This window comes from Emcibacter nanhaiensis, from assembly GCF_006385175.1.
In the GTDB taxonomy this organism is placed as follows: domain Bacteria; phylum Pseudomonadota; class Alphaproteobacteria; order Sphingomonadales; family Emcibacteraceae; genus Emcibacter; species Emcibacter nanhaiensis.
On sequence record NZ_VFIY01000018.1, the window covers coordinates 183,409 to 207,653 of the forward strand.

General features: G+C 55.7%; 24 protein-coding genes and 1 tRNA gene. 11 read left to right on the forward strand and 14 right to left on the reverse strand.

All coding sequences use genetic code 11. From position 1 onward, the window contains the following. Window positions 1-6 precede the first annotated feature (6 nt). The 10 genes from FIV46_RS14950 to FIV46_RS14995 all read right to left on the reverse strand — a co-directional run bounded on the left by FIV46_RS14950 (window position 7) and on the right by FIV46_RS14995 (window position 11,724). Window positions 7-1,218 carry an oligosaccharide flippase family protein gene (locus FIV46_RS14950; RefSeq protein ID WP_139941734.1) on the reverse strand — a complete coding sequence of 404 codons (1,212 nt, stop codon included), beginning with the start codon at window positions 1,216-1,218 and terminating at the stop codon, window positions 7-9. A 47-nt stretch (window positions 1,219-1,265) separates the two neighbouring features. Continuing rightward, window positions 1,266-2,387, reverse strand: coding sequence for a DegT/DnrJ/EryC1/StrS family aminotransferase (locus FIV46_RS14955; RefSeq protein WP_139941735.1), 1,122 nt, complete (start codon window positions 2,385-2,387; stop codon window positions 1,266-1,268). Further along, on the reverse strand, window positions 2,387-2,974 hold the full coding sequence (locus FIV46_RS14960; protein WP_139941736.1) for an acyltransferase: 588 nt from the start codon (window positions 2,972-2,974) through the stop codon (window positions 2,387-2,389). The genes FIV46_RS14955 and FIV46_RS14960 overlap by 1 nt, the downstream gene beginning before the upstream one ends. Window positions 2,975-2,995: 21 nt before the next feature. Further along, on the reverse strand, window positions 2,996-3,943 hold the full coding sequence (locus FIV46_RS14965) for a Gfo/Idh/MocA family protein (RefSeq protein ID WP_139941737.1): 948 nt from the start codon (window positions 3,941-3,943) through the stop codon (window positions 2,996-2,998). A 48-nt stretch (window positions 3,944-3,991) separates the two neighbouring features. After that, on the reverse strand, window positions 3,992-4,990 hold the full coding sequence (locus FIV46_RS14970) for a Wzz/FepE/Etk N-terminal domain-containing protein (RefSeq protein WP_139941738.1): 999 nt from the start codon (window positions 4,988-4,990) through the stop codon (window positions 3,992-3,994). A 43-nt stretch (window positions 4,991-5,033) separates the two neighbouring features. Then, window positions 5,034-6,410, reverse strand: coding sequence for a capsule assembly Wzi family protein (locus tag FIV46_RS14975; RefSeq protein WP_181163258.1), 1,377 nt, complete (start codon window positions 6,408-6,410; stop codon window positions 5,034-5,036). A gap of 168 nt (window positions 6,411-6,578) precedes the next feature. Next, window positions 6,579-7,898: a UDP-glucose dehydrogenase family protein gene (locus FIV46_RS14980; protein WP_139941740.1), complete on the reverse strand. Its 1,320-nt coding sequence runs from the start codon at window positions 7,896-7,898 to the stop codon at window positions 6,579-6,581. 15 nt (window positions 7,899-7,913) lie between these two features. Next, window positions 7,914-8,786, reverse strand: coding sequence for a UTP--glucose-1-phosphate uridylyltransferase GalU (gene galU / locus FIV46_RS14985; protein ID WP_139941741.1), 873 nt, complete (start codon window positions 8,784-8,786; stop codon window positions 7,914-7,916). A gap of 35 nt (window positions 8,787-8,821) precedes the next feature. Beyond that, window positions 8,822-10,114, reverse strand: a complete 1,293-nt coding sequence (locus FIV46_RS14990) for a glucose-6-phosphate isomerase (RefSeq protein WP_139941742.1) — start codon at window positions 10,112-10,114, stop codon at window positions 8,822-8,824. Between the two features lie 146 nt (window positions 10,115-10,260). Next, window positions 10,261-11,724: a capsule assembly Wzi family protein gene (locus FIV46_RS14995; RefSeq protein ID WP_139941743.1), complete on the reverse strand. Its 1,464-nt coding sequence runs from the start codon at window positions 11,722-11,724 to the stop codon at window positions 10,261-10,263. Between the two features lie 118 nt (window positions 11,725-11,842). Between FIV46_RS14995 and galE the strand changes: the two genes are divergently transcribed. Continuing rightward, window positions 11,843-12,859 (forward strand): UDP-glucose 4-epimerase GalE, encoded by a 1,017-nt coding sequence (galE, locus tag FIV46_RS15000; RefSeq protein ID WP_139941744.1) that lies wholly within the window; start codon window positions 11,843-11,845, stop codon window positions 12,857-12,859. Between the two features lie 63 nt (window positions 12,860-12,922). Here the strand turns inward: galE and FIV46_RS15005 are convergent, their stop codons facing one another. Both FIV46_RS15005 and FIV46_RS15010 read right to left on the reverse strand, forming a co-directional pair. Continuing rightward, window positions 12,923-13,495, reverse strand: coding sequence for a PEP-CTERM sorting domain-containing protein (locus FIV46_RS15005; protein ID WP_139941745.1), 573 nt, complete (start codon window positions 13,493-13,495; stop codon window positions 12,923-12,925). A 229-nt stretch (window positions 13,496-13,724) separates the two neighbouring features. Further along, complete coding sequence (locus FIV46_RS15010) at window positions 13,725-14,672, reverse strand: complex I NDUFA9 subunit family protein (RefSeq protein WP_219846149.1); 948 nt, start codon at window positions 14,670-14,672, stop codon at window positions 13,725-13,727. A gap of 181 nt (window positions 14,673-14,853) precedes the next feature. Between FIV46_RS15010 and FIV46_RS15015 the strand changes: the two genes are divergently transcribed. Next, window positions 14,854-14,940, forward strand: a tRNA-Leu gene (locus FIV46_RS15015). Between the two features lie 43 nt (window positions 14,941-14,983). Here the strand turns inward: FIV46_RS15015 and tmpT are convergent. Continuing rightward, complete coding sequence (gene tmpT, locus FIV46_RS15020) at window positions 14,984-15,616, reverse strand: thiopurine S-methyltransferase (RefSeq protein ID WP_139941746.1); 633 nt, start codon at window positions 15,614-15,616, stop codon at window positions 14,984-14,986. Between the two features lie 149 nt (window positions 15,617-15,765). Here tmpT and FIV46_RS15025 point away from each other — a divergent pair, with 149 nt between their 5' ends. Together FIV46_RS15025 and FIV46_RS15030 are read left to right on the forward strand one after the other, a co-directional pair. Then, window positions 15,766-16,335 carry a hypothetical protein gene (locus tag FIV46_RS15025; protein ID WP_139941747.1) on the forward strand — a complete coding sequence of 190 codons (570 nt, stop codon included), beginning with the start codon at window positions 15,766-15,768 and terminating at the stop codon, window positions 16,333-16,335. A 33-nt stretch (window positions 16,336-16,368) separates the two neighbouring features. Then, window positions 16,369-17,748 carry a dicarboxylate/amino acid:cation symporter gene (locus FIV46_RS15030; protein ID WP_139941748.1) on the forward strand — a complete coding sequence of 460 codons (1,380 nt, stop codon included), beginning with the start codon at window positions 16,369-16,371 and terminating at the stop codon, window positions 17,746-17,748. A gap of 2 nt (window positions 17,749-17,750) precedes the next feature. On the opposite strand, the gene def is transcribed toward FIV46_RS15030, so the two are convergent. Beyond that, complete coding sequence (gene def, locus FIV46_RS15035) at window positions 17,751-18,278, reverse strand: peptide deformylase (RefSeq protein WP_139941749.1); 528 nt, start codon at window positions 18,276-18,278, stop codon at window positions 17,751-17,753. Window positions 18,279-18,376: 98 nt separating this feature from the next. On the opposite strand from def, the gene FIV46_RS15040 reads away from it, so the two are divergent. The 7 genes from FIV46_RS15040 to ptsN all read left to right on the forward strand — a co-directional run bounded on the left by FIV46_RS15040 (window position 18,377) and on the right by ptsN (window position 24,179). Continuing rightward, window positions 18,377-18,991 carry a ribonuclease D gene (locus FIV46_RS15040; RefSeq protein WP_139941750.1) on the forward strand — a complete coding sequence of 205 codons (615 nt, stop codon included), beginning with the start codon at window positions 18,377-18,379 and terminating at the stop codon, window positions 18,989-18,991. 142 nt (window positions 18,992-19,133) lie between these two features. Further along, window positions 19,134-19,862 (forward strand): LPS export ABC transporter periplasmic protein LptC, encoded by a 729-nt coding sequence (lptC, locus tag FIV46_RS15045; protein ID WP_139941751.1) that lies wholly within the window; start codon window positions 19,134-19,136, stop codon window positions 19,860-19,862. A gap of 21 nt (window positions 19,863-19,883) precedes the next feature. Continuing rightward, window positions 19,884-20,441 (forward strand): LptA/OstA family protein, encoded by a 558-nt coding sequence (locus tag FIV46_RS15050; protein WP_181163259.1) that lies wholly within the window; start codon window positions 19,884-19,886, stop codon window positions 20,439-20,441. Window positions 20,442-20,573: 132 nt separating this feature from the next. Next, window positions 20,574-21,356 (forward strand): LPS export ABC transporter ATP-binding protein, encoded by a 783-nt coding sequence (lptB, locus tag FIV46_RS15055; RefSeq protein WP_139942266.1) that lies wholly within the window; start codon window positions 20,574-20,576, stop codon window positions 21,354-21,356. 17 nt (window positions 21,357-21,373) lie between these two features. Further along, window positions 21,374-22,912 carry an RNA polymerase factor sigma-54 gene (rpoN, locus tag FIV46_RS15060; protein ID WP_139941753.1) on the forward strand — a complete coding sequence of 513 codons (1,539 nt, stop codon included), beginning with the start codon at window positions 21,374-21,376 and terminating at the stop codon, window positions 22,910-22,912. Window positions 22,913-23,123: 211 nt separating this feature from the next. Further along, entirely contained in the window at window positions 23,124-23,693 is a 570-nt protein-coding gene (gene hpf / locus FIV46_RS15065; RefSeq protein WP_139941754.1) for a ribosome hibernation-promoting factor, HPF/YfiA family, read from the forward strand. A gap of 18 nt (window positions 23,694-23,711) precedes the next feature. After that, the gene (gene ptsN, locus FIV46_RS15070) at window positions 23,712-24,179 is read left to right on the forward strand and encodes a PTS IIA-like nitrogen regulatory protein PtsN (RefSeq protein WP_139941755.1); all 468 of its coding nucleotides are present in this window, start codon (window positions 23,712-23,714) and stop codon (window positions 24,177-24,179) included. The last annotated feature ends 66 nt before the right edge of the window (window positions 24,180-24,245 follow it).

Consider the following 24,245-nt stretch of genomic DNA (forward strand, 5'->3'; position numbering starts at 1 on the left):
AAACCCTTAAATATATGACCTGGTAACCAACCAGATCAGACAAAGCAAAACTACATAGTGAAACGACAGGACAAGACTGTACACATGTAAAAAGAACTCAAAGTCCCAACTCAGTAGAGACGATGAATAGATCAGCAGCACAGAAATAGCCAGCAATGCCAGTTGCCAGACTAGGGACGCCAGCTGCTTTTCAAATGTGGGTAATATCAAGATCATCGAAGATGCTACAAAGCGGATTGCAAAAAGAGGAATTAAATGCCTGGCGTAAACACCGGCAATCCTCCAGTTCTCGCCAAAAACCAGAGCAAAGGCATCCTCCACGACAAACCACAACACCAAAAACGCCGGAATAGAAATGATACAGAGCTTCACAAACGTCGAGTTGAATGTCTTGACGGCCTTTCCGGTTGCCTTTTTCTCCTCCACCGCTTCCCGGCAGAACACCTGCCCAACCGCAGTCCCGACCAGAACGGTGGGCATTCCAAGGATGCGCTGGGAAATCGAATACAGCCCCAGTGTGGATACCGAAAAGAATGTTGAGATCAGGATATTCACGACATTGCTCGACAGGCTATTCGCCAGGGTCGCCCAGATCGTGAATTTGGGGAAGTCCCGGTATCTGTAGGCCAGTTGTTTTATCCGGAGCCAAGAGACGGTTTCCCGGAGATTGAGCTTCAAAGGAAGCCGGAACAACAATTTGATGTTGGCGCCGATATTGGCCGTTAACTGGCCAGTGATCAGTCCCAGGGCCCCAAACGAGAATAGCCCCATCGAAATCTGCACGACAGCAACCAGCAGGGACTTGAATATGTTTGCGTTCGCGGTATTTTTGAAGGTTTTCTTGCGCGTATTGATATAATTTAAGATATTGAACAGCCCGGTAAAAAACACAGAAACCGGGATGAAATAGAGAAAATTCCTGATCTCAGCATGGCCCAGGGCTTCGCTTATCTCCGCGCCCAGAAAAACCACGACAGCCAGTAAAACCAGGGACACAAAAACCGCAATGATGATACCCAGGCTCGCCACATTGATGGCGTCCTCATCAGTTTCCGCCAGCATGACAGCAGTATCGTACCTGCCGTTGGACACGGCCCCGAAAATTGTCGCCAGCGACACATACAGCGCCAGAATTCCGTAGTCCCCGGGCGCATAAAGCCGGGTCAGGATGGGGGAAACAGCAATCGGCACAGCCTGAGCTATTGTCGTTCCAGTCATCAGAGTGAGAACATGCCTGGTAAATTCACTCCTGGACCGAACAAAATTCAGCACTTCGAATCCTTCAACTTTTCAATCACTTCTGCGGATTGTTCAGCATCCAGATAAGGATGCATCGGCAGGCTGAAGACATTCCGGGCCGCCTTTTCGGCAACCGAAAGATCGTTCAGTCTGTTGCCCGCGCCCTTGAAGGCGGTCTGTTCATGCATATTGCGGCCGTAATAGATCACCGAAGGAATGCCGGCGTCTTTGAGCCGGGACATATAGTCCTCACGACTGCCGCTCTTTGGCTGCAGCGTATACTGCGCCCAGGAAGACACATAGCCCGCCGGAACATGGGGTACGACAAACTGCTCGCCAAGGGCATCGCTGTAACGGCCAGCCACGTCCTGGCGGGCTTCAAGCTCGGCCGGGAACGCCGCCAGTTTTTCCAGCAACACCGCAGCCTGGAGGGTATCCAGGCGGCTGTTGAGGCCAATACGGACGTTATCATATTTGTCCGTACCCTTGCCGTGCACACGCAGGGACCGCAGCATCTCGGCCAGGTCATCATCGTCCGTAAACAGGGCGCCGCCGTCGCCATAGCAGCCCAGCGGCTTGGCGGGAAAGAAACTGGTGGTCGCCAGGTCACCAAAACTACCGGCCTTGCGGCCGTTGATGCTGCCGCCGAAGCCCTGGGCGGCATCCTCGACAATTTTCAGATTATATTTCTTTGCGATCGCTTCGATCGCCGGATAGTCGGCCGGCAACCCAAACAGGTCTACGGCGATAATGACTTTCGGGGTAAGCTCACCTTCGGCGATCACTTTTTCGATGGCCTGTTCCAGTTTGACAGGATCGATATTGTAGGTCTGCGCGTCAATATCCACAAACACCGGCGTCGCCCCGACCAGCGGGATCACCTCGGCGGTGGCGAAGAAGGTGAATGTGGTGGTGAAAACCGCATCACCCGGCCCCACTTCCAGGGCCATCATGGCGAGCTGCAGGGCGTCCGTGCCGTTGGCGCAGGAGATACAATGTTTTACCCCGACATAGTCGGAGAGATTTTCTTCCAGTTCGCGGACTTCCGGTCCCATGATATATTGTCCATGGTCCAGAACGGCCTGGATGCGTGAATCGATACGCTCTTTAAGCGCCTGATATTGTGCCTGGAGATCAATAAACTGCATTATCCCTGCCCCAACTCTTTTGAAATTTGACCATTTTTCAGATGATAGACGTCGCCCGTGTGCTCACACACTGTTGTGGCCTCCCCTGTCAGGGGCAGGTCGAGCCGTTCACCATACTCACTCATCCAGCCGATCTGCTTTGCCGGGACCCCGACCATCAGGGCATAGTCCGGCACATCCTGGTTTATCACTGCACCGGCACCGACAAAAGCATAGCGGCCGATGGTCGTCCCGCAGACAATTGTGCTGTTGGCGCCCAGTGTCGCGCCTTTTTTAACCAGCGTGTCGCGATATTCCGCCTTTCGGTTGACCGCGGAGCGCGGGTTATAGACATTGGTGAAAACCATACTCGGGCCGCAGAACACATCATCCTCAAGGGTGACATTGTCATAGACCGAGACATTGTTCTGGATTTTTACATTGTCGCCGATAGAGACGGCATTGCCGACAAAAACATTCTGTCCGAGCGAACAGCCCTTGCCGATACGCGCGCCGCCGCAGATATGGACCCAGTGCCAAATCCGGCTGCCCTCGCCGATACTGGCCCCTTCGTCAACAATTGCACTGTCATGAACCGTGTAGGACATTGCTTCCTCCCCCATATCCGGCTAGTCCAGGATATTGTCAAGGAAGGGGTGATATTCACCCACTTTGCCCTGGGGGGTCATGGTGCGAATATTTGCAACGGTCTCAATGGCCACAATATTTTCCTCGAGCCCGAAACCATTCCCCTTGAGAATTTCCTGATAGCTGAGTGTGTGCAGGTCGGTAAATCCGCCGGAAAATTCGATCTCTTCTCCGTCAACCGTAATACTGCGATAGGTCCTCTGGCCGGTTTCCTTGGCGCTTTCCGGAAGATTGTCGGCATCCACAGACAGGATCCAGCGCACCCGTGCTTTTTCATATTCCAGGTAGCCGGCGGCCGTGGTGTCGGAGGAATAATGCACGACATTTTCCTGAAGGGCGCCAAAAATAAAGTGCAGCATGTCGTAGAAGTGCACACCGATATTGGTTGCGACGCCGCCGGATTTGTTTACATCGCCTTTCCAGGAGACCAGATACCAGTGACCGCGGGAGGTAATGTAGGTCAGATCGACCTCATGCTTCCGATCAGAGGCCTTCGCTTCGACCTTTTCCTTCAGTTCAATAATGCTGGGATGCAGGCGAAGCTGGAGAATGGTATTGATATGCCGGCCGGTATCCCTCTCGATTTCCTGCAGGCCTTCGATATTCCACGGGTTAAGTACCAGGGGCTTTTCACAGATGGCATCGGCACCGGCGCGCAACGCAAAGCGCATATGGGAGTCATGCAGATAGTTCGGGGAGCAGATGGAAACATAGTCGAGCGGCTCACCTCTGCGGCGCATTCTATCCACATGCCGGTCAAAACGTTCATACTCTGTAAAAAAGTCGGCATCAGGGAAATAACTGTCAATAATGCCGACAGAGTCATTTTTATCCAAAGCCGCGACAAGGATATTGCCGGTATCCGCGATTGCCTTCATATGCCTTGGCGCGATATAACCCGCGGCACCGATAATTCCGAATTTTTTCATATTTAGTACCTTATACTTAAAAGTCTCAAATAAGCCTCATGGGCAAAATCATTCCGCACCATTTCCAGACTGACGCCCTGGGTAGTTTCGGATAAAGTTTCTAACAAAAATAGCAACCAAGCCCAAGCAACCTCCAAGAAAAACACCTACAATGCAAATGACTGCTCTTGCAGGTCGGCTTTTCTTTTCAGGAACCACCGCCGGGTCAACAACCATAAACACATATTCGTCGGCGGTTTCGGCCATGAGCTTGTTCTGAATTTCTTTTTCTACCAGTTCAAAAAATATATTCCTGATAGCGGCAACGTCAGTTTTCGCAAGTTTGCCCTCGATATATTTTATATTGCGGTCTGCTGTCAGGATATGTTTTTGCCGGATTTCATTGTTGATCTCGTACACAATGGCATCGACCCACTGTTTGGCCAAATAAGGCGACAATGATTCCATGCTTATTGAAATAAAGCCATTTTCTTCATTGCGGGAAATTTGAAGGTTCTCTGAAAGTCTCTCAAACACCTCAAAATCGGAAGGCTCGGATCCCTTATTTCCTTTTACTACCCTGAGCCATTTTTCCTTTTTTGTATCATAGATATTTTCATCAATAATCAGAACATTAGAGTCTCGCTGCCATTCTTTCCCTGCAAACAGAGGCACATCCAAATTATATTTATCCGCAAACCGCAGCAGAAAGTATCTAGATTGCATAACCTGGAGGGCCAATTGAATGGTATCCACATCACCTGTGCTACCACCCAATCCGGCCAGACCTGCCAACCCTTGCAACCGACTACTTGCTCCCGAAACTTGGTTGGACGAAAGCCTGTCAGAAGGCGCTACCAAAACACTTGCCCTGTACATATTGGGCAAAGAAAGAGAATACAATACTGAGATTACAGCAGAAACAAAGACAAATGCGAGAATAATGTATTTCCCGGACCACAAAACATTAAACAAGCGGTAAAGGTCCACATCGTCAATTTCGGTCCGGCCACCTAAATTTTTGATATCTCGATCAGCCAGAACGTTTTCACTAGTTTCGTTATCCATTGCAAAAATTGATTATCCTCAAATTTCCGTATGTATTTCGGATTTAATAGTTAATTACCAGTCTAAATGCAAAATCCAATTTATCATTTTTACTGTCTGGCGTATTCAACTGGTCCGTGGAGTACCGAAGAGAAACCTGATAATTGAAAAACTCTATCTGGTTCGCATAACCCAGTTCAAAGACATGCATCTTTTCCCTGTTAAATACCTGATCTTCAAAAGACGTATCATCGCTATTAACCAGAACATTCTCATACTTCAGAGAAATTTTGTCTCCCGACCTGCCATTATAGTCGAAAATCGCGGAAAATATTTTGCTGTCATTGTCCAAGCTGTGACCAAGCGCTCTCTGCTTGTACCTATAACCGCTGTGATAGATGAAATGATCATAAATCACATTTTTTAACCGGTCTCCAAAATACAGATATTCTGTCGCTGTTGTATCGGCATACTCAGCCGTTACCCGCCACTGCGCGCCACTATCCCCCCAAGGACCATACACCGACACCCCTGCGAGACGGGCAAAAAACTTGGGCAGGAACAGCTTGCCCGCCTCATCTTCTGCTGTGGCTTCCGCATATAACTTTAGTACAGCGTCCTGGCCGACCCCGAAGCTATAAGCCATGTCCACACTGGCCAGCTGGTTGCCCGGCTCTTCCGACGTTCCGGAGTTCTCCACATCACCGCCACCAATCAGCGCCTTCAGCCAGGTTTCCCCGTCGCAGGGGCGGCCGTCGCCACAAAGCTGCATGGTCCGGCGCAGCCCTATTTCCCAATTCTCAATCGGTTCGAAGGTGAAGCTCATCCCGGCAATCAGGGCATTGGGAACATGACGGTCTTCTTCCATTTTCGCCACGAACAACCTGAGCTGCCAGGGCCCCAGCCAGCTCAGCCATTTGGTCTGGAACGGTTGCGGTTCAGAGCGCATGAAACCGACGGATGGCATCGGCCGGGCATTGTTGCTGAGCAACAGCGTACCTTCGCGGCCCGGGCCCCACCAGCGGTCAATGGCCCCCACATAAAGCTGCCAGTTGCCCAGTTCCTGCGCCAGGTAACTGCCGTCGAAATGGCCATAGTCCTCGCCGTTGCCGTGGCGGTAGCCACCGGCCAGTTTAACGGTGGTGCTCTCCCCGTTATATTGCAGGGCCGCGGAGACATCCACATCGTTGCGGGCGGTCGTCTCGAAGCCGCGCACAATTTCAGGTTCCGTTGTAAGCTGTACCTTTGCGCCCACCTGCCATTCGCCGGGGATCTTGCTCCGCACCCGCATCAGCGCCGTGCGCACATAGGCCGGCAGGTTCATTTCGTCAGCCCGGTGCAGATTTCGGGTGATCTGTGTCCAGGTCATGGGCCAGGTGCCCACCGGACCGGCAATCAGGTCATATCTGGCGAGCAGTTCGACATCATCGCGCAACTGCATATCGCCAACCTCGGCGAATGGCGCCGCCTGGGATGAATTAATTATAAAACAACCACTTAGAATAATACCCAGGAAAAAGGCAATAGAACGCATATGTAATCCGGCCCCAGTTTATTTATATTTTGACAATAGTCTTTTAAACCAGACCGGACCGTATAACAAGCATGGTTAACGTTCTATTACCCTCCCCTTTCCGACGCCATAATAGTCAAACCCTTCCGCTGCAGGATTTGCCTTGGCATAAATATTCCGGAGATCGACCAGCAGGGGACTGTTCAGCAGCGACTTGACCCGTTTGAGGTCCAGGGCGCGGAACTCATTCCATTCGGTAACAATGACCAGTGCATCCGCCCCGTCCATAGCATCATAGGGGCTGCTGGCGTAACGGATATCCGTCAGATAATTGCGAGCTTCCTCCATGGCGGCGGGATCAAAAGCGTGGACTTCCGCGCCGTTTTGCTGCAGCACCGGAATAATGTCCAATGCCGGGCTCTCCCGCATATCATCCGTATTGGGCTTGAACGCCAGTCCCAGCACGGCAATTTTCTTACCCTCCACCGAGCCGCCGCAGGCCTCGATGATCCGGTCCGCCATCTTGAGCTTGCGCTCCCGGTTTACATCCACCACGGCCTCGACAATCTTCAGCGGCACCTGGTTCAGTTCACCGGTCCTGAGCAGTGCCAGCGTGTCTTTCGGAAAGCAGCTGCCGCCATATCCCGGGCCCGCATGCAGGAATTTAGGCCCGATCCTTTTGTCCAGCCCCATACCGCGCGCCACATCCTGCACATCCGCGCCCAGCACTTCGCACAGGTCGGCAATTTCATTGATGAAACTGATCTTGGTGGCGAGAAAGGCGTTGGAGGCATATTTGATCAGTTCCGAGGTCTCCCGGGCCGTATTGACGATCGGCGTTTCATTGAGATAGAGCGGACGGTAAAGGTCCCGCATGATTTCCCGCGCCCGGGCGCTATCGGTACCGATGACAATCCGGTTGGGCCGCATGAAATCCTCGATCGCCGCCCCTTCGCGCAGAAATTCCGGGTTGGAGGCCACATCGAAATCGGCTTCGGGACGAATGTTACTGATCAACTTCTCGATTTCGCGGCCAGTGCCAACCGGCACGGTCGATTTTGTCACCACCACCGTATAGCCCTCCAGCAGGCTGGCGATCTCTTCCGCCGCCGCATAGACATAGGACAGGTCCGCATGGCCGTCGCCGCGACGGCTCGGTGTACCGACGGCGATAAAAACCGCATCGGAGCCGGGCACCGCCTCAGCCAGATCGGTGGTGAAATGCAGCCGCTCCTCGCGAACATTTTTTTCCACCAGCTGGTCAAGTCCCGGCTCGTAAATCGGGATTTCCCCGGCCTTCAGCCGCTCGATCTTGTCGGCATCCTTGTCGACACAGATGATTTCATGTCCGAATTCGGAAAAACAGGTCCCTGAAACAAGGCCCACATATCCGGTTCCCACAACTGTCACACGCATAATTTTCTTCCGTCTTTAAAGTGTCTTTTCCTTGATAAATTCCGTCAGGCCGTCCCTGAGGCCTTCCCGCTCCAGGCCGAAGGCAATATTGGCCTGCAGGAAACCAAGCTTGTCGCCGCAATCGAACCGGCGCCCCTCAAAGCGAAGGCCGTAGAAATTCTGCGGCCTCAGCATCTTCGCCATGGCGTCGGTCACCTGGATTTCCCCGCCGGCGCCCTTCTCCATTCTGGAGAGATAGTCAAAAATCTCCGGCATCAGGATATAGCGGCCGATGATCGACAGGGTGGACGGCGCCTGGTCCGGATGGGGTTTTTCCACCAGTCCGCGGATCTCCACCAGATTGTCCATCTCCTCGCCCGGCGACAGGATGCCGTAGCGGGAGGTCTGCTCCCGCGGCACCTCCATGACCGAAACGATGTTGGCGCCGGTCTTCTGGTAGGCCGCTACCATCTGTTTCAGGCAGGGCACCTTGCTCTGCACCAGGTCATCCGGCAGGATCACGGCAAAGGGGTGATCGCCGACAATGTTGCGGGCGCACCAGATCGCATGCCCGAGGCCAAGCGGCGCCATCTGCCGGGTAAAACTGTAATTTCCCTCCGGCGGCAGGGCGTCGAGCAGGGCGTCCAGGGCTCCATCCTTGCCCCGCTGGCGTAACAGATCCTGCAGCTCATAGGAATGATCGAAATGATCCTCGATCAATCCCTTGCCGCGTCCGGTCACAAAGATGATCTCTTCAATTCCCGCGGCATGGGCTTCTTCGACCGCATACTGGATCAAGGGCTTATCCACCACGGTCAGCATTTCCTTGGGCATAACCTTGGTGGCAGGCAGAAAGCGGGTTCCCAGTCCGGCGACCGGAAAGACAGCTTTTTTGACGGGTGTAGTCATTCTGTTCAGATCTTTCTTCAACTTCTTTTTCCGGATCAGTGCATCCGGCGGCCCCATTCCATATATTGCCGGGTCAGCACCTTGCCTTCCTCGACTGCGGGCTGATCAAAGGCGTTCACGTCGAACAAATGGGCGCCGATGATGGTTTCCAGCATGAAATGCATGATCAGGGCGCCCATGCTGTATTCATTGAGTCTTTCCAGCTTGATCTGGCGCACCGGCTTGTTGTGCCGGCTTAATGCCTCCATGGTGGCGCGGGCTTCGGCCGCCACCAGATCGCCTATGGTACGGCCGGACATGTAACCCAGCTCGGGATCAGAGGCGAGTTTATCATCAATGACGGGGCCCTTGCCGTTCATGTTGGTGGTGATAAAGGTGAAAAACTTGTCATTGGGGCCGTCGAGGTAGAGCTGCAGCTGGCTGTGCTGGTCCACCGGTCCCAGGGCCCGCACCGGCGTTGTCCCCTTGCCGGCCTTGCCGACGCTTTCCGACCACAACTGCTGGTGCCAGCGGGCCAGCATGTCGAGGCGGCATTCATAGGGCATCAGCACATTGATATTCATTCCCTCTTCCGCGCAATGGTATATGGTCGCCGCACCAATGGCCGCCGGAATATCCTCGATATTTTCGGTTTCCAGGCAATTCATCAGTACGTCCCGCGCGCCGCGGCGTGTTTCCCGGATATCCAGGCCGGCAATGGCGGAGGGCAGCAGCCCGACCACGGACAGGGCTGAATAGCGTCCGCCGATATCTTTGGCATGATCAAAAATCGGCAGGCGCCAGCGGTTGGCAAAACGGCGCAGGATATTGTCCCCCGGTTCCACAATCACCGTAAAATACTCGGATAGCTGACGGCCGTTCTGGACCCGCTCCAGCATTTCCTTGACCGCCGCCAGGCAGGCCATCATCTGGGCCAAGGTTTCCGCGGTGCCCCCGGATTTGGAAATGATCAGGAAATGGGTATGCGCCAGATCCAGCTCCGACAACAAGGCATCCATGCTGTCCGGTCCCAGGTTGTCGGGAAAATGGATGCGGGGATACTGGTTATTGTGGGAGAAACGGTTTTTCTTGAGCGCCACCAGGGCATGAGCGCCAAGGCTGGAACCGCCGGTCCCCAGCACCACCACGTCATTGCGGCCGTAACGAATGGTCGCGGCCAGGCATTCAATGGCCGGCAGGTCCTCCGCATGATCCAGCGGCCGGAGGAACCCGTAGAGCGTGTTTTCCTGTCGCTGGGCTTTCAGCAGGTTAACAGGCTCTGCCGCCCGGGCAAAGACCGCGGAAAGATCCCGATCTTCTTGGCCTCTTATTTCCTGGCTGTATGACATCTGCACCTTTCGGCTGACCTGATACTCTCCAGGGCCAAAATACAGATGAACTGCACTAACGCCCTGCACCTCCTTATAAATAGCCTCAATTATTTCAGGCCGGTGATCATCCCGTGGACTTTTTGTGACAGCCCCCGATGTAACGGTTAGAAAGCCGCCCGCCAGCTCAGTTCCAGGTCCAGCCGGCGGTCTTTTTCTCCCGGTGTATCGGGCTGGTCAGTCATATAACGCGCTTCCATCGCCACAGCCCCCATCCGGGTCGGCAGGCTGCCGGAAAGCTCAAAAATATCAATCTTTTCGGCGCTGAGGCTGACCGGGTTATAGCCGGCACCGTCCCGGTTGAGATGGGCCTTGTGCCAGGCAATGGAGCCTTCCCAGTTCTCCCCGCCGAAAAGGCTCGCCCGAAGGGAGAAGAGTCTCACGTCATTATCCAGGCTGTGGCCGATTGCCCGCCCTTCATACCTGAAACCCGAACGATAAATGCTGTGATTGTAAAACACATTATAGTCCCGCTTGCCGGTAATGATCTTGAACTTGGCGCTGGTATCGGAATATTCGCCGGTCAGGCGCCACTGCAGTCCGTCCCCGCCGAGGCCACCGTAAAGGGACATCCCCCACAGGGTGGCGAATTTCACCGGCAAATACTGGCCCTCGTCTTCTCCGGTAAATTCAAAATAGCTGTTCACATGGACATCCTTGGTCAGGAAAAAGCTATAGGAAAAATCAAAGCCGCCAAGCTGGTTGCCCGGCTCATCCAGCGTTCCGGTATTGTCGGCCGCGCCGCCGAACAGGGCGTCGGTCCAGGTGCCGGGCCCACAGGGCCGCCCCTCACCGCAGACCTGAATCGCCCGCATGGCGCCCATTTCCATATTCTCGACCGGGGAGATCTTGACCCGGATGCCCAGCACCAACGGATGGGCGAAATAGCGATCCTCCTCCATCCGCGCCAGGAAGACCCGGAGGTCCCAGGGGCCGAGCCAGGACAGCCACTTGCTTTCAAAAGCCTTGGGCTCGCTGCGCATCAGGCCGATCGACGGCATCGGCCGCGCATTATTGCTGATCATCAGGGCGCTTTCCCGGCCGGTGCTCCACCAGCGGTCAATGGTTCCCACGTAAAACTGGAAGGTGCCCCATTCCTTGGCGAAATAGCTGCCGTCCAGCGGCACCTCGTCAGTGACCTCGTCATCCTCGCTGTAGCGATAGCCGATTACCCCCTTGGCGGAAATGGTATCGCCATGCAATTCGGCGCTCAGCGTCACATCAGCCTCACTGCGGGCCGTGTAATCAAATCCGCGCAGCAGCGCCGGGGTGTTGGTCCCGCGCACGGTCAGGCTGGCATGGAATTCGCCGGGGATCTTGCCCCTGACCCGCGCCAGCGCCATGCGCACATAAGGAGGCAGGTTGTCCGTCCCGTCCGTTTTATCGAGGCGGGCGGTGATCTGCCGCCAGGTCAGCGGCCAGGTCATGACCGGCCCGGATATGAGGCCGTATCGCGCCAGCACCTCGACATCATTGCGCAACTGCCGGTCGCCGGCTTCGGCGAAGGGAGACGCCCCGGCGCTGGCCGCAGGAAAAACAAAGACCACAAAGAGCAAAATAAATCTGAACACGTCCCGCCCCGTCCCTGATGGTGCAATAGCACTGGATTAATGTCTTTGTAATCATTAGGCTCTATATGTTTCAGGAATGATACACTGTCTGTAACAGACTGTAAGATAAGAGGAATGCATGAAAATCCTGGTCACCGGCGGAACCGGATATATCGGCAGTCACACGGTGCTCGAACTGCTGCTGGCGGGTCACGAGGTCACCGTGATCGACAATCTGTGCAATTCGTCGCCGGAATCCCTGCGCCGGGTCCAGAATATCACCGGCCGCAATGACGTGACCTTCCATGAGCTCGACATCCGCGACCGGGACGGGCTCGATAAATTATTCGCCGATCACGATTTTGACGCCGTCATTCACTTCGCCGGCCTCAAAGCGGTGGGGGAGTCCGTTGCCAAGCCGCTGGAATATTACGAAAATAATGTGGGCGGCACCGTCACCCTGTGCCAGGCCATGCAGCAGGCCGAGGTCAAAACCCTGGTTTTCAGCTCCTCCGCTACGGTTTATGGCGAGCCCAGGAGCGTGCCGATCCGCGAGGATTTCCCCACCGGCGGCACCACCAACCCCTACGGCACCTCGAAGCTGATGATCGAGCAGATCCTCGAGGATTTCCACAGGGCCGATGATGCATGGAACATCGCCCGGCTGCGCTATTTCAACCCGGTCGGCGCCCACGAGAGCGGCCGGATCGGTGAAGACCCCAATGACATTCCCAACAACCTGATGCCCTATATCACCCAGGTGGCGGTCGGCAAGCTCAGGGAACTCAGCATTTTCGGTAATGACTATCCGACCAAAGACGGCACCGGGGTGCGTGACTTCATTCATGTAGTGGACCTGGCAAAGGGCCATCTCGCGGCCCTCGACCGGCTCGCCCGGAAACCGGGCCTGGTGACCTATAACCTCGGCACCGGTACCGGTTACAGCGTGCTCGACATGGTCCAGGCCTTCGAGCGGGTCAACGGGGTCAAAATCCCGCATAAATTCACCGCCCGGCGCGAAGGCGATATCGCCGAATGCTATGCGGACCCCACCCTCGCCAAACAGGAAATGGGCTGGCAGGCAGAAAAAACCCTGGACGACATGGTCCGGGACGCCTGGACCTGGCAATCACAAAACCCGGATGGATATAAATAAAGACGGCTACCCATAAAAAAAGCGGCCCTGAGGCCGCTTTCTCTTCCAGTACTCTATTTATTATCAGGCTTTGCGACGGCGTCCCAGCAGCAGGCCGCCGAGGCCGAGGGCCAGCAGGCCAAGCATAGCAGGCTCGTCAGCGTCAACCGCTTCACCGGAGATAATCTGGCGTGTGGTATAGAGGACATGCTCTCCCAGAGCCGGAGAGGTGGTCACGACAGATTCTCCCTGGCCAAACCCGGTACAACCTGATGACGGTCCCTCGAGGCACCACCAGTTGATACCGCTGCCATTGGTAGGATTCTGGAACAGGGCAAATCCCTGAGCGGCAAAATCAAACCACAGATCGGTCGCCGTGGCAATGAAGGCGGCACCGGAAATCAGCAGGTCCGAGTTATCGCCAACACTCCCGTTACCCAGAAGGTTGAATGTTGTACTGCCGTCATCCAGCAGCAGGTTCCAGTCAGTGACGTTGCCCGCGGACAAGGCCCCGAGAGTACCGTCCGTGGTAATGGTACCGGTTACGCCGCCCGCACCGATGGTCCGGTTAACAGAATAAATGGTCGCGGAGGCCGTTTCCGCCATCAGAAAGACAGCAAAAACACCCATCAAAATTTTAACAATTGCCTTAGTCATGACACCAATCTCCCACACTCGCTTGGTATTGTTGGATACAAAATTCCACTTTATCCGAAAAATCGGTGCATATTTCGTGCCAGATTAATTTTACCCTTTTATATCAGAACATTAGGATATTTTTTATAAATTGGTGTAGAAAATGCCTCGGAAACTGTAAAGAAACCCGACAGTTTTTCAGGTTATTTTACAGTTTCAGTGCTTTGGCCGGATTTCGGGTTGAGGAGCCTCAGCCCTCGATCTGGTCGGCGAACTGGCCCTTGGGGCGCCAGTGCATCATGTAGGACGGAATGATGGCTTCCACCGGGGTGCCGGCAATACCGAGGCTCGCGAGCCCCTCCGCCCCGTCGCTGACCACATTGTCCTTCTGCAGCAGGCGCAGCTGGTCAATGGTCACCATCGGGCTTGGCAGCATGCCGAGGAAAAAGCCCATAACCCAGGCGGCCGGCGCCGGCACATCAATGAGCGGGAGATCGTTGCGGCTCTCCTTGCAGACGAGCTCGAGGATTTCCCGCATGCTGTAGACTTTCGGTCCGCCCAGCTCCAGGGTCTTGCCGGCAAGGGCGGCGTCGCTGACGGCCCGGACAATCACCTCGGCCACATCGCCCACATAGACCGGCTGGAACTTGCTGTCGCCGAAGATCACCGGCATCACCGGAAAACGGCTGGCCAGGGCGGCGAAGCGATTGAAGAAATCGTCGCCAGGGCCGAAAATGACGCTCGGCCGCAGGATGGTCGCGGACGGGAAATAGTGACGCACCGCGTCCTCGCCCCTGGCCTTGCTGCTGGCGTATTTGCTGTTTGAATCGGCGTCGGCGCCGAGCGCCGACATATGCACCAGCTTGCTCACCCCTTCGGCGGCGGCGGTTCTGGCGACAATGGCGGCGCCGATAGCCTGGACGCTGTTGAATTTCTGCTTGCCGGATTCGTGGAGGATGCCGACCAGGTTAACCACCGCATCAGCGCCCTTGACGGCGGCGCGGACCGATTTTTCGTCGCGTATATTGGCCTGCACCACCTGCACCTGGCCCACATCGCCGAGCGGCTTCAGGTGCATGGCGCTGTTGGGATGACGCACCGCCACCCGCACGCGCACGCCGGTTTTCGCCAGATGCTGGACCAGGGTGGTGCCTACGAATCCGCCACCCCCGAAAATTGTTACAAGACGATCAGCCATATCCATCTCCGGAATAGTCTTTTGAAACAACAGCCGTACCCCTCCAAAACGGGCTTTCCGGCGCAAATCTAGAAAGTCTTTTAGACTTTAACCGGGTCTCGCGTCCAGTCCAATTTAAAATTTTCATATTGCCCTTGACTTTCCATTTCAGAGGGCTTATCCCCTGCATTCACCAACCCGTGCCCAGATGGCGGAATTGGTAGACGCGCTAGCTTCAGGTGCTAGTGTCCGTATGGACGTGGAGGTTCGAGTCCTCTTCTGGGCACCATTTTCCCCCACATGTTTCTCCGCCAAAGTTGAAGTGCTCTGTCTCAGCGCAGCAGCCAGCAGTTTTCGCTCGCCGCCGCCTGCCCTTTGAGGCCGCCGGGCACATCGGTACTCTCCACCAGACTGATATCATAGGCGGCGCTGTAATGGCGGCGGATCTCGCCTTCCGGCACCGAAAACGGCGGGCCGGGCTGGACCGACTGGTCATAGTCAAAGCTGATCATCAGCTGCGGCGCCGTATTGGTGATCTCCCGCAGATGGGCGGTATATTTGATCCGCATTTCCGGCGGCAGCGCCACCAGCGCCGCCCGGTCGTAGATCGCGTCCACCGGCCCCAGCAGCCCGGCGCTGAGGTCAAAAATATTGCCGACAAAGATATCGATGCCGTCGGCGCTGTAGAGCACCAGGTCGCCGACCTCGGAAATCGCCGGGGTGACCTCCAGCTCTTCAAACAGTTGCCGGATGGCGATCTCGCTCAGCTCCGCCCCGGCGACCCGGTAGCCCTGGGACAGCAGCCAGGCGATATCCAGGGTCTTGCCGCACAGGGGGACAAACACCCGGCTTTCCTTCGGCAGAGCGAGCTCCTTGAAATGGGCGGCCAGCATGTCATGCGCCGCATCCTGGTGAAAGCCGATTTCCAGTTTTTCCCATTTGTCGTGCCAGAATTCTGCGTCCATGAAGGGCTCCTGAAAGATGTTATTTCTGTTGGTGATACGAACAAGATTCTGGCGCGCTTCCTGTCGAGGTCAAGGAAAATTGACTCCAGTTCGCTTTTTTTTGGTTGCCGACCTTTTCCCCCTTGCCATGCTCTGCTACTCTCCCCCTCATGCTGTTCAAGAACGTCGCCCCGCAAAAGCAGGCGCTGATCAAGTTCCTCCTGCTGCTTGTCATCCTGGTGGTCTATGTGGCCTACCTGAGCTATGAGTACGGCCTGATGACCGGCGGCCTGGCGGCGATCCTGACCTGGAGCTTCTTTGTGCTCTGCACCCCGATCGCCGATGCAGGCTTCCTGCTCGACTTCCCGCTCCGGCTGCTGTTCGGCATCCGCATGATCCATTCCGAGCTCACGGTCTGGACCATCGCCGTCAGCCTCAATACCTACAGCCTGCTGTTCCGGCCCGGGAATTACGACACCACGATCCTGACCCGGCTGCTGCATCATATCCTGACCCATCCCTGGCCCTACTGGAGCGTCATTCTGCTGTCCTGCGCCGGCACCTTCCTGTCGATCCGTTTCGGCGACGAGCTGATGGATGTGATCCACCACCGTGACCGGGCGTTTTTCCACAGCAACGCCTTCAAGCATGAGCTGATCCTGATCGCCTTTTTCGGCATGGTGGTGTTCAGTTATTATGAACTGATCGCCTCCCTTGGCCTCGATAGCGGAAGCTGGTAAGCTGGCCGCATAGGACCAGCAGCGGGGAAGAACATGACACTTGAACGCTCCCTCATCAATCTGCGCTACAACCTCCGGAGCCTGATCACCGGCCGACTGTGGCTGCAGGTGATCCTGGCCATGATCCTGGGCGTCGGTTTCGGCATCCTGATCGGCCCGGCGAGCGGTTATGTGGACGCGGACCTGTCGGAACTGATCGCGAGCTGGATCGCCCTGCCCGGCAAGATCTTTCTGTTGGGCATCCAGTTCATCATCATCCCGCTGATTATCGCCTCGGTCATTCGCGGCATCGCCGCCGGCGAGGAAAGTGAGAATATCGGCCGCCTCGGCATCAGCACCATCCTGTTTTTCATCGCCACCACCATCATCGCCGTGGTGATCGGCCTCGGCATGGCCCTGCTGATCAAGCCCGGCGCCTATATCGACAGCGCCCTGCTGCAGTCGATCATCCCCGAGAGCGCCCCGGCGGAAACGGAGAATATGGCCGCCGCCGGCCTGCCCGCGGTCAAGGAAATCCCCGACCTGCTGACCAGCCTGTTCCCCAGGGACCCGCTCGCTACCTTTGTCAGCGGCAACATGCTGCAGACAGTGATCAGCGCCATCATCATCGGCGTCGCCATGCTGGCCATGGCCCCGACCCAGCGCCGGCCGATCCTGGAACTGCTGGAATCGGTGCAGACCGTGTGCATGGTGATTGTCGGCTGGGTGCTGAAATTCGTGCCCTATGCGGTGTTCGGGCTGCTGGCCAATATCGCCGCCCGGGTCGGAGTCAGCACCCTGCTCGCCGCCACCGTCTATGTGGCCACGGTGCTGGCCGGGCTGTTGCTGCTGTTGCTGATCTATGTGCTGATTGTCATGGTCATGGGCCGGATCGGCCCGCTCACCTTCCTCAGCGAGGCCCGGGAAGTGATGCTGCTGGCGCTCTCCACCTCCAGCTCGGCCGCGGTCATGCCGCTGACCCTCTCCACCGCCGAGAAAAAGCTTAACGTGCGGAGTGGCATCGCCCGCTTTGTCATCCCGCTCGGCACCACCATTAACATGGGCGGCACCGCGCTGTACCAGGGGGTGGCGACCCTGTTCCTGGCCCAGGTGTTCCAGGTCGACATCGGCATTTCCGGCATGATCCTGGTGGTGGTGATGGCGACCAGCGCCTCGATCGGCTCGCCCGGCACCCCCGGGGTCGGCATCGTCATTCTCGCCACCATTCTGGAAAGCGTCGGCATCCCGACCGCCGGCATCGCATTAATCATGGGCGTGGACCGGATACTCGACATGTGCCGGACCTCGGTCAATGTCACCGGCGACATCGCCGCCAGCATTACCCTCAACCGGCTGATCCCGGAGGAAGGGGAAGCCCCGGCAACGGTGCTTCAAGAGGCGACGGTGCCGGTGAAAGACGAGCCGCAGGGGTAGGACTAAATCCCCATCTGCTTGCGGAATTTCTTCATCTTTTTCAGCAGTATGTTGCGTTTGACCGGCGACAGGTAATCGAGATAGATCACGCCGTCGAGGTAATCCACCTCATGCTGGATCACGGTGGCGAGCCAGCCTTCGGCGCGGAGGGTCTGTTCCGCCCCCTGCGCGTCAAGATAGGTGACGGTGATCTGTTTCGGCCGGGTGACCTCGGCGGAAATGCTGGGATAGCTGAGCGAGCCCTCTTCGAAGGTCTGGGTTTCTTCGGACTTGTCGACAATCTCCGGATTGACCATGGCGATAGGGCTTTCCGCCCCGCCCTCCTGCAGGTCGATCACCACCAGCCGCTTCAGCAATCCCACCATATTGGCGCCGAGGCCGACGCCGCGCTCCCGGTACAGCACCTCGAACATGCCGTCAAGCAGGGCGCGGATCTCGTCATCCACCTGCCCGACCGGCTCCGCCGTCTGGCGAAACACCGGATCGGGGGCATAGACCAATTTCAGGTTTACCGATTTCAGCGGGGTCATTAAGAACTTCTTTTTCTTTAATTGTTAAAAGGTTGCCACTTATACTTTAAAGCCAGTATAAAGTTTAGTAGAAGTTTGGCAGACAAATTGGGAAATTCATGACCATAAAATTATTCCACGGGGACCTTCCCGACGATATCAAATTTTCCGGACCGGTAGCGGTCGATACCGAAACCCTGGGCCTGAAACCGCATCGCGACCGGTTGTGCCTGGTGCAGCTGTCCGGCGGCGACGGCAACGCCTATCTGGTGCAGATCGCCCAGGGCCAGACCAGCGCCCCGAACCTGAAAAAAGTTCTCGAGGATACCGGTTCCGTCAAGATTTTTCATTTTGCCCGCTTTGATGTGGCCGTGCTGAAACACTATCTGGAGATCAACGTCAAACCGATCTATTGCACCAAGATCGCCTCCCGGCTGGTGCGCACCTATACCGACAAGCACGGCCTCAAGGACCTGTGCCGCGAACTGCTGCAGGTGGAGATTTCCAAGCAGCAGCAGAGTTCCAACTGGGGCGCCGACGAACTGAGCCAGGCCCAGCAGGAATATGCCGCCTCGGACGTTTTGTACCTGCATCGCCTGATGAGCCGGCTGGACGTGATGCTGGAGCGGGCCGGCCGGCGGGAAATGGCCCGGAAATGCTTCGACTTCCTGCCAACCCGGGCCGAACTGGACCTGGCTGGCTGGGAAGAAGAGGATATTTTTGCCCACAGCTGACGTTTTGCGGCTGATTCCGGTTAAAAATTCTTTTCCCGGAACCCTTTTTCTGCCATCTTCCTGACAGATAACATGTCAATCAGAGCAGAATGCCAAACAGGACAAACACTCCGGCAGTCGTTGCCGGGGTTACGGGCGTAATATGAGTGAACATAAGGATATACACGGCAGCGTCGCAGGCGAAAGCCATGCCGACCACCTGGAAAGGCTGATTCCGAAAAGCAGCCAGAGCTTCGAGGAAAGCCAGAAGCAGGTGGAGCTGATTTCTGTCCTGAAAAAATCCCTGCCGGTCATTACCGTCTTTTTCCTGATCGCCCTGGTGCTGTGGCCGGTCTTCAGCACCAAGGAAGGCAGCTTTACCCTGGCCATCGACCGGCTGGAAAAGCGGGATGAAACCGCCAAGCTGATCAAGCCCCGCTATGAAGGCAAGGACCGCTACAACAATCCGGTGCGGATTTCCGCCGAAAGCGCCTATCGCGAAACCAACGAGGCCAAGGACTATAAATTCCGCAACCTGCTGGCCGAAATGTATCTGAAATCAGGCGACCGCATGTTTGTGAAGGCCCGCTCCGGCCTGTTTGATGTTTCGGACCAGGTGATGCAGCTGGACGATGAAGTGCACATCCAGTCGGACACCGGTTTTAATTTCACCGCCCGCCAGGCCGAATTCCAGATCAATGACAAACTGGCCAGCGGCCATGACGGCGTCAGCGGATCGGCGCCCTTTGGCGCCTTCAGCTCCCGCGCCTTCAAGGTCAATGTGGACGAGGAAACCGTCTTTCTGGAAGGCGACGTCAAGATGCACATCGATCCGGAAAAACCCATTGAAACCCCCGAAATTTCCACACCGGGCAGCGATGACAACAATTAACCAGGCAACTCAGGTAATATGATGACTTATTTTACCCCTAATTCCCGCAACGGCTTTTTACTGGTCAAAATCGTGGTGCCGGCCCTCCTCGCCCTGGCACTGATGTTGAGCGGCAGCCTGGCCCGGGCGCAGATTTCCGCCCTCAAGGACCATGACGTGAAAGAGCCGGTGGATATCAGCGCCGACAAGCTGGAAGTCCGCCAGAAGGAAAATATTGCGGTTTTTGTCGGCAATGTGAAGGTGGTCCAGGGCGACATGACCATGAACTCGGACCGCATCAACGTCTATTACGAGGCCGGGGAAGACAAGGAACTGTCCTCCTCCATCACCCGGCTCGACGCCTCCGGCAACGTCACCGTCAAATCCCCAACCGAGGAAATTTCCAGCAGCTGGGCGGTCTATGACCTGTCCGAAGGGATCATTACCCTGGGCGACCGGGTGGTGCTGAAAACCGAAGACGGGGAGCTGCATGGCAAAAAGCTGCGCCTCAACCTGGATACCGGCGTGATCAGCATTGAAGGCCAGGACGGAAAGGACCGGGTCAAGGGCCAGTTTACCGTCCCGGACAAACAAGACTAACCTGCCGGAAAAGCGCTGGTCGACAAAATTGCCTGCCTGTATTTAAAATTTATGGTAAATTTCCTATATCTGAAGGGTAAGGTCAGGTCAGGAAAAACCCTTTGTTAATCCCTTATGGGGTACATAATGAGTATGGATCAGAATATTACACCGATATCCGAGCACGCCACGGTGGCGCCGGCCACCCTGTTGGAAGAGGGGCTGGTCGTTGACTGCATCGAAAAAAAATACCGCAAGAAAACGGTGTTGCGCAGCATCAGCCTGGAGGTACACAAGGGAGAAGTCGTAGGTCTTCTCGGCCCCAATGGCGCCGGCAAGACCACCTGCTTCTATACCATCACCGGCCTGATCGAGCCGGATGCGGGCCGGATCGTCCTCGACGGGCACGATATCACCCGCATGCCCATGTATCGCCGGGCCCGGCTTGGCATCGGCTATCTGCCGCAGGAGGCCTCCATCTTCCGCGGCATGACGGTGGAAGAAAATATCTGGTCGGTTCTGGAAATTTCCGAACCCAATGAAGGCAGACGGCTTGAAATGCTGGAGGAACTGCTGAGCGAGTTTTCCATCCAGCATATCCGCCAGTCTCCCGCCCTGGCCCTGTCCGGCGGGGAACGGCGGCGGGCGGAGATCGCCCGGGCCCTGGCCACCCGTCCCAGCTTCATGCTGCTGGATGAACCCTTTGCCGGCATTGATCCCATCGCCATCGCCGACATTCGTGACCTGGTGTCACATCTGAAAGACCGGGGCATCGGTGTGCTGATCACGGATCACAACGTCAGGGAGACACTTGATATCATTGACCGGGCCTACATTATCCATGACGGCACCGTGCTGATGACCGGGACGCCGCAGGAAATTGTCGCCAATGAAGACGTCCGTCGTGTATATTTGGGTGACAGGTTCAGTCTGTAAGGTGGGATAGAGAGAATATGGCTTTAACGCCACGCTTGGAACTAAAACAATCGCAGTCGCTGGTCATGACCCCCCAGCTGCAGCAGGCTATTCGCCTTCTGCAATATTCCAATATGGAACTTGTCGACTTCGTGATTGATGAAGTGGAAAAGAATCCGCTTCTGGAAATGGGGGAAGCCAACGATCAATCCCAGACCCCGGGCGAAAGCGAACGCGACGAGAGTGAGAAAAACGGCAAGGAGAGCGAAGCCGTTACCAGTTCCGATGAATATCTCAGCGCCGATACCATGCAGGGCAGTGAGTCCGATACGCCGCTGGATACGGATTATGAAAATGTTTTCAATAACGACACGGCCAGCGACGAACCGCTGAGCAATTACAGCGACAGCCTGAGCGTCAGCGGCAGCGGCATGTCCTCCGGCGGCAGCTTTGAAGACATGGATTTCTCTCTCGAGCAACGGGTCGGAGAAAGCACCACGCTGCGCGATCATCTCGAAGACCAGCTCAATATGATCGTGCTGCCGACCAACGACAAACTGATCCTGCAATATCTGATCGGCTCGCTGGATGAATCCGGCTACCTCACCGAAGACATTGACCTGATCGCCGAACGGTTCGGCTGCAGCACAGATGAAATCGAACGGGTCCTGGCCATTGCCCAGACTTTTGATCCGATTGGCGTCTTCGCGCGCAACCTGTCCGAATGCCTCAAAATTCAGCAGCGCGAACTGGACCGGCTTGACCCGGCCATGGAAGCCCTGCTCGATAACCTCGAGCTTCTGGCCAAACGGGATTTCAATGCCCTGAAACGGCTGTGCCGGGTGGATACCGAAGACCTCAGGGACATGATCGGGGAGATCCAGTCGCTGAACCCACGGCCCGGCTCCCTGTTCGGCGGCGAAGTGGTCCAGACTGTGGTCCCCGACGTGTTTATCCGCAAATCCCCCAAGGGGGAATGGTTTGTCGAGCTGAACAGCGAAACCCTGCCCCGCGTCCTGCTCAACAACCGGTACCATACCGTGGTCAAGGAACAGGCCCGCAACAAGGAAGAAAAGGAATATCTGGCCGAATGCATGGCATCAGCCAATTGGCTGGTCAAGGCACTGGACCAGCGTGCCCGCACCATCCTCAAGGTCTCCAGTGAACTGGTTCGCCAGCAGAGTGAATTCTTTGAAAAGGGCATTAAATTCCTGCGTCCGCTGAACCTGAAGACCATTGCCGAAGCCATCGACATGCATGAAAGCACCGTGAGTCGTGTAACCGCCAATAAATATATCGCCACGAACCGTGGCATCTTTGAAATGAAGTATTTCTTCACCACCGCCATCTCGTCCATGGCCGAAGGTGATGTCCATTCCGCAGAAGCGGTGAAACACTCCATCAAGTCCCTGATCGATGAGGAAAACCCGAAAAAAATCCTTTCAGATGATAAACTTGTGGAGTTGCTGAAAGCGGAAGGTATTGATATTGCAAGAAGAACAGTAGCAAAATATCGCGAGGCCCTGAATATTCCATCGTCTATTCAGCGCCGCCGGATAAAGAATTCCGCCCTGTGAGCTCACCGAAACAGAAAATTAGACAGATAGCGTTTTTTGTTTCCACGGGGAGGTATCCAGCAGGACAGACGGATCCCTTTCCCCTGTCCAGCCAGAGGAACTTGGGTCAAAACTTGACAAAGTGGTAAGTTAACTCTAAGTTCCGCGGCCTTGACTGGTAAAATCAAAAGTCTGCGTTGATTTAGCTGTCTGAGAAGGATCTGAGAAAAGCATGAGAATCGTTGTTACCGGCAAACAGATTGATATTGGTGACTCACTTCGCAGTCATGTGGAAAACAGCCTCGACGGCAGTGTGAACAAATATTTCGATCACCCCATAGAGGGATCTGTAACCTTTTCCAAGGATGCACATTTGTTCCGGGCAGATTGCCAGGTACATCTGGGTCACGGGGTAGACCTGCAGACCCATGGCGAAGAAACAGATATTTATGCGGCTTTTGATTCAGCAGCAGACCGGATGGAAAAAAGATTGCGCAGATACAAAAGACGTCTGAGCAATCACCATAACCAGCGAGTCAACGGCCAGTCAGTGATCCCTGCCCAATATAATGTATTGGCGGCAGAGGAAGAAGGTGAAGAGGAGCTGGAGGATGCCCAGCCCGCCATCGTCGCAGAAACGGAAACCTATATTCCGGAAGTCTCTGTCAGCGAAGCGGTCATGCGGCTCGACCTCGGCAATCTTCAAACGCTTATGTTCCGCAATTCCGGGCATGGGCGCATGAATGTGGTTTATCGCCGGGCCGATGGAAACATCGGCTGGATTGACCCGAAAGAAGATTAACAACAAGAAGTGATCCGTATGGATATTGCTGATTTGATAAATCTGGACACCATCATTCCGGATATGAAAGCGACAAGCAAAAAGCAGATTTTGCAGGAACTCGCGAACAAGGCAGAAAAGGTACTCGACAGGCCCAGCCACGAAATCGTTGACGTTCTGGTGGAACGTGAACGGCTTGGTACCACAGGGGTGGGACATGGCGTTGCCATCCCGCACGGGAAAATTCCCGGACTGGACCGGCTGTATGGCATTTTTGCCCGCCTGAACCAGCCGGTGGACTATGATTCCCTGGATGGTGAGCCGGTTGACCTGATCTTCATGCTTCTGGCGCCGGAAGCCGCCGGTGCAGACCATCTGAAGGCCCTGGCCAAGGTGTCCCGCCTGCTGCGTGACAAATCAACCTGTGAGAAGCTGCGGGGCTCCGAGGGCGGCGATGCCATTCACGCGATCCTGACCTCGACCAGCAAGAATTCCAACGCCGCCTGACCCAGGCGACGGCCGTAATAAAAAAACCCTCCGCAAGATTGCGGAGGGTTTTGCTTTACAATGATC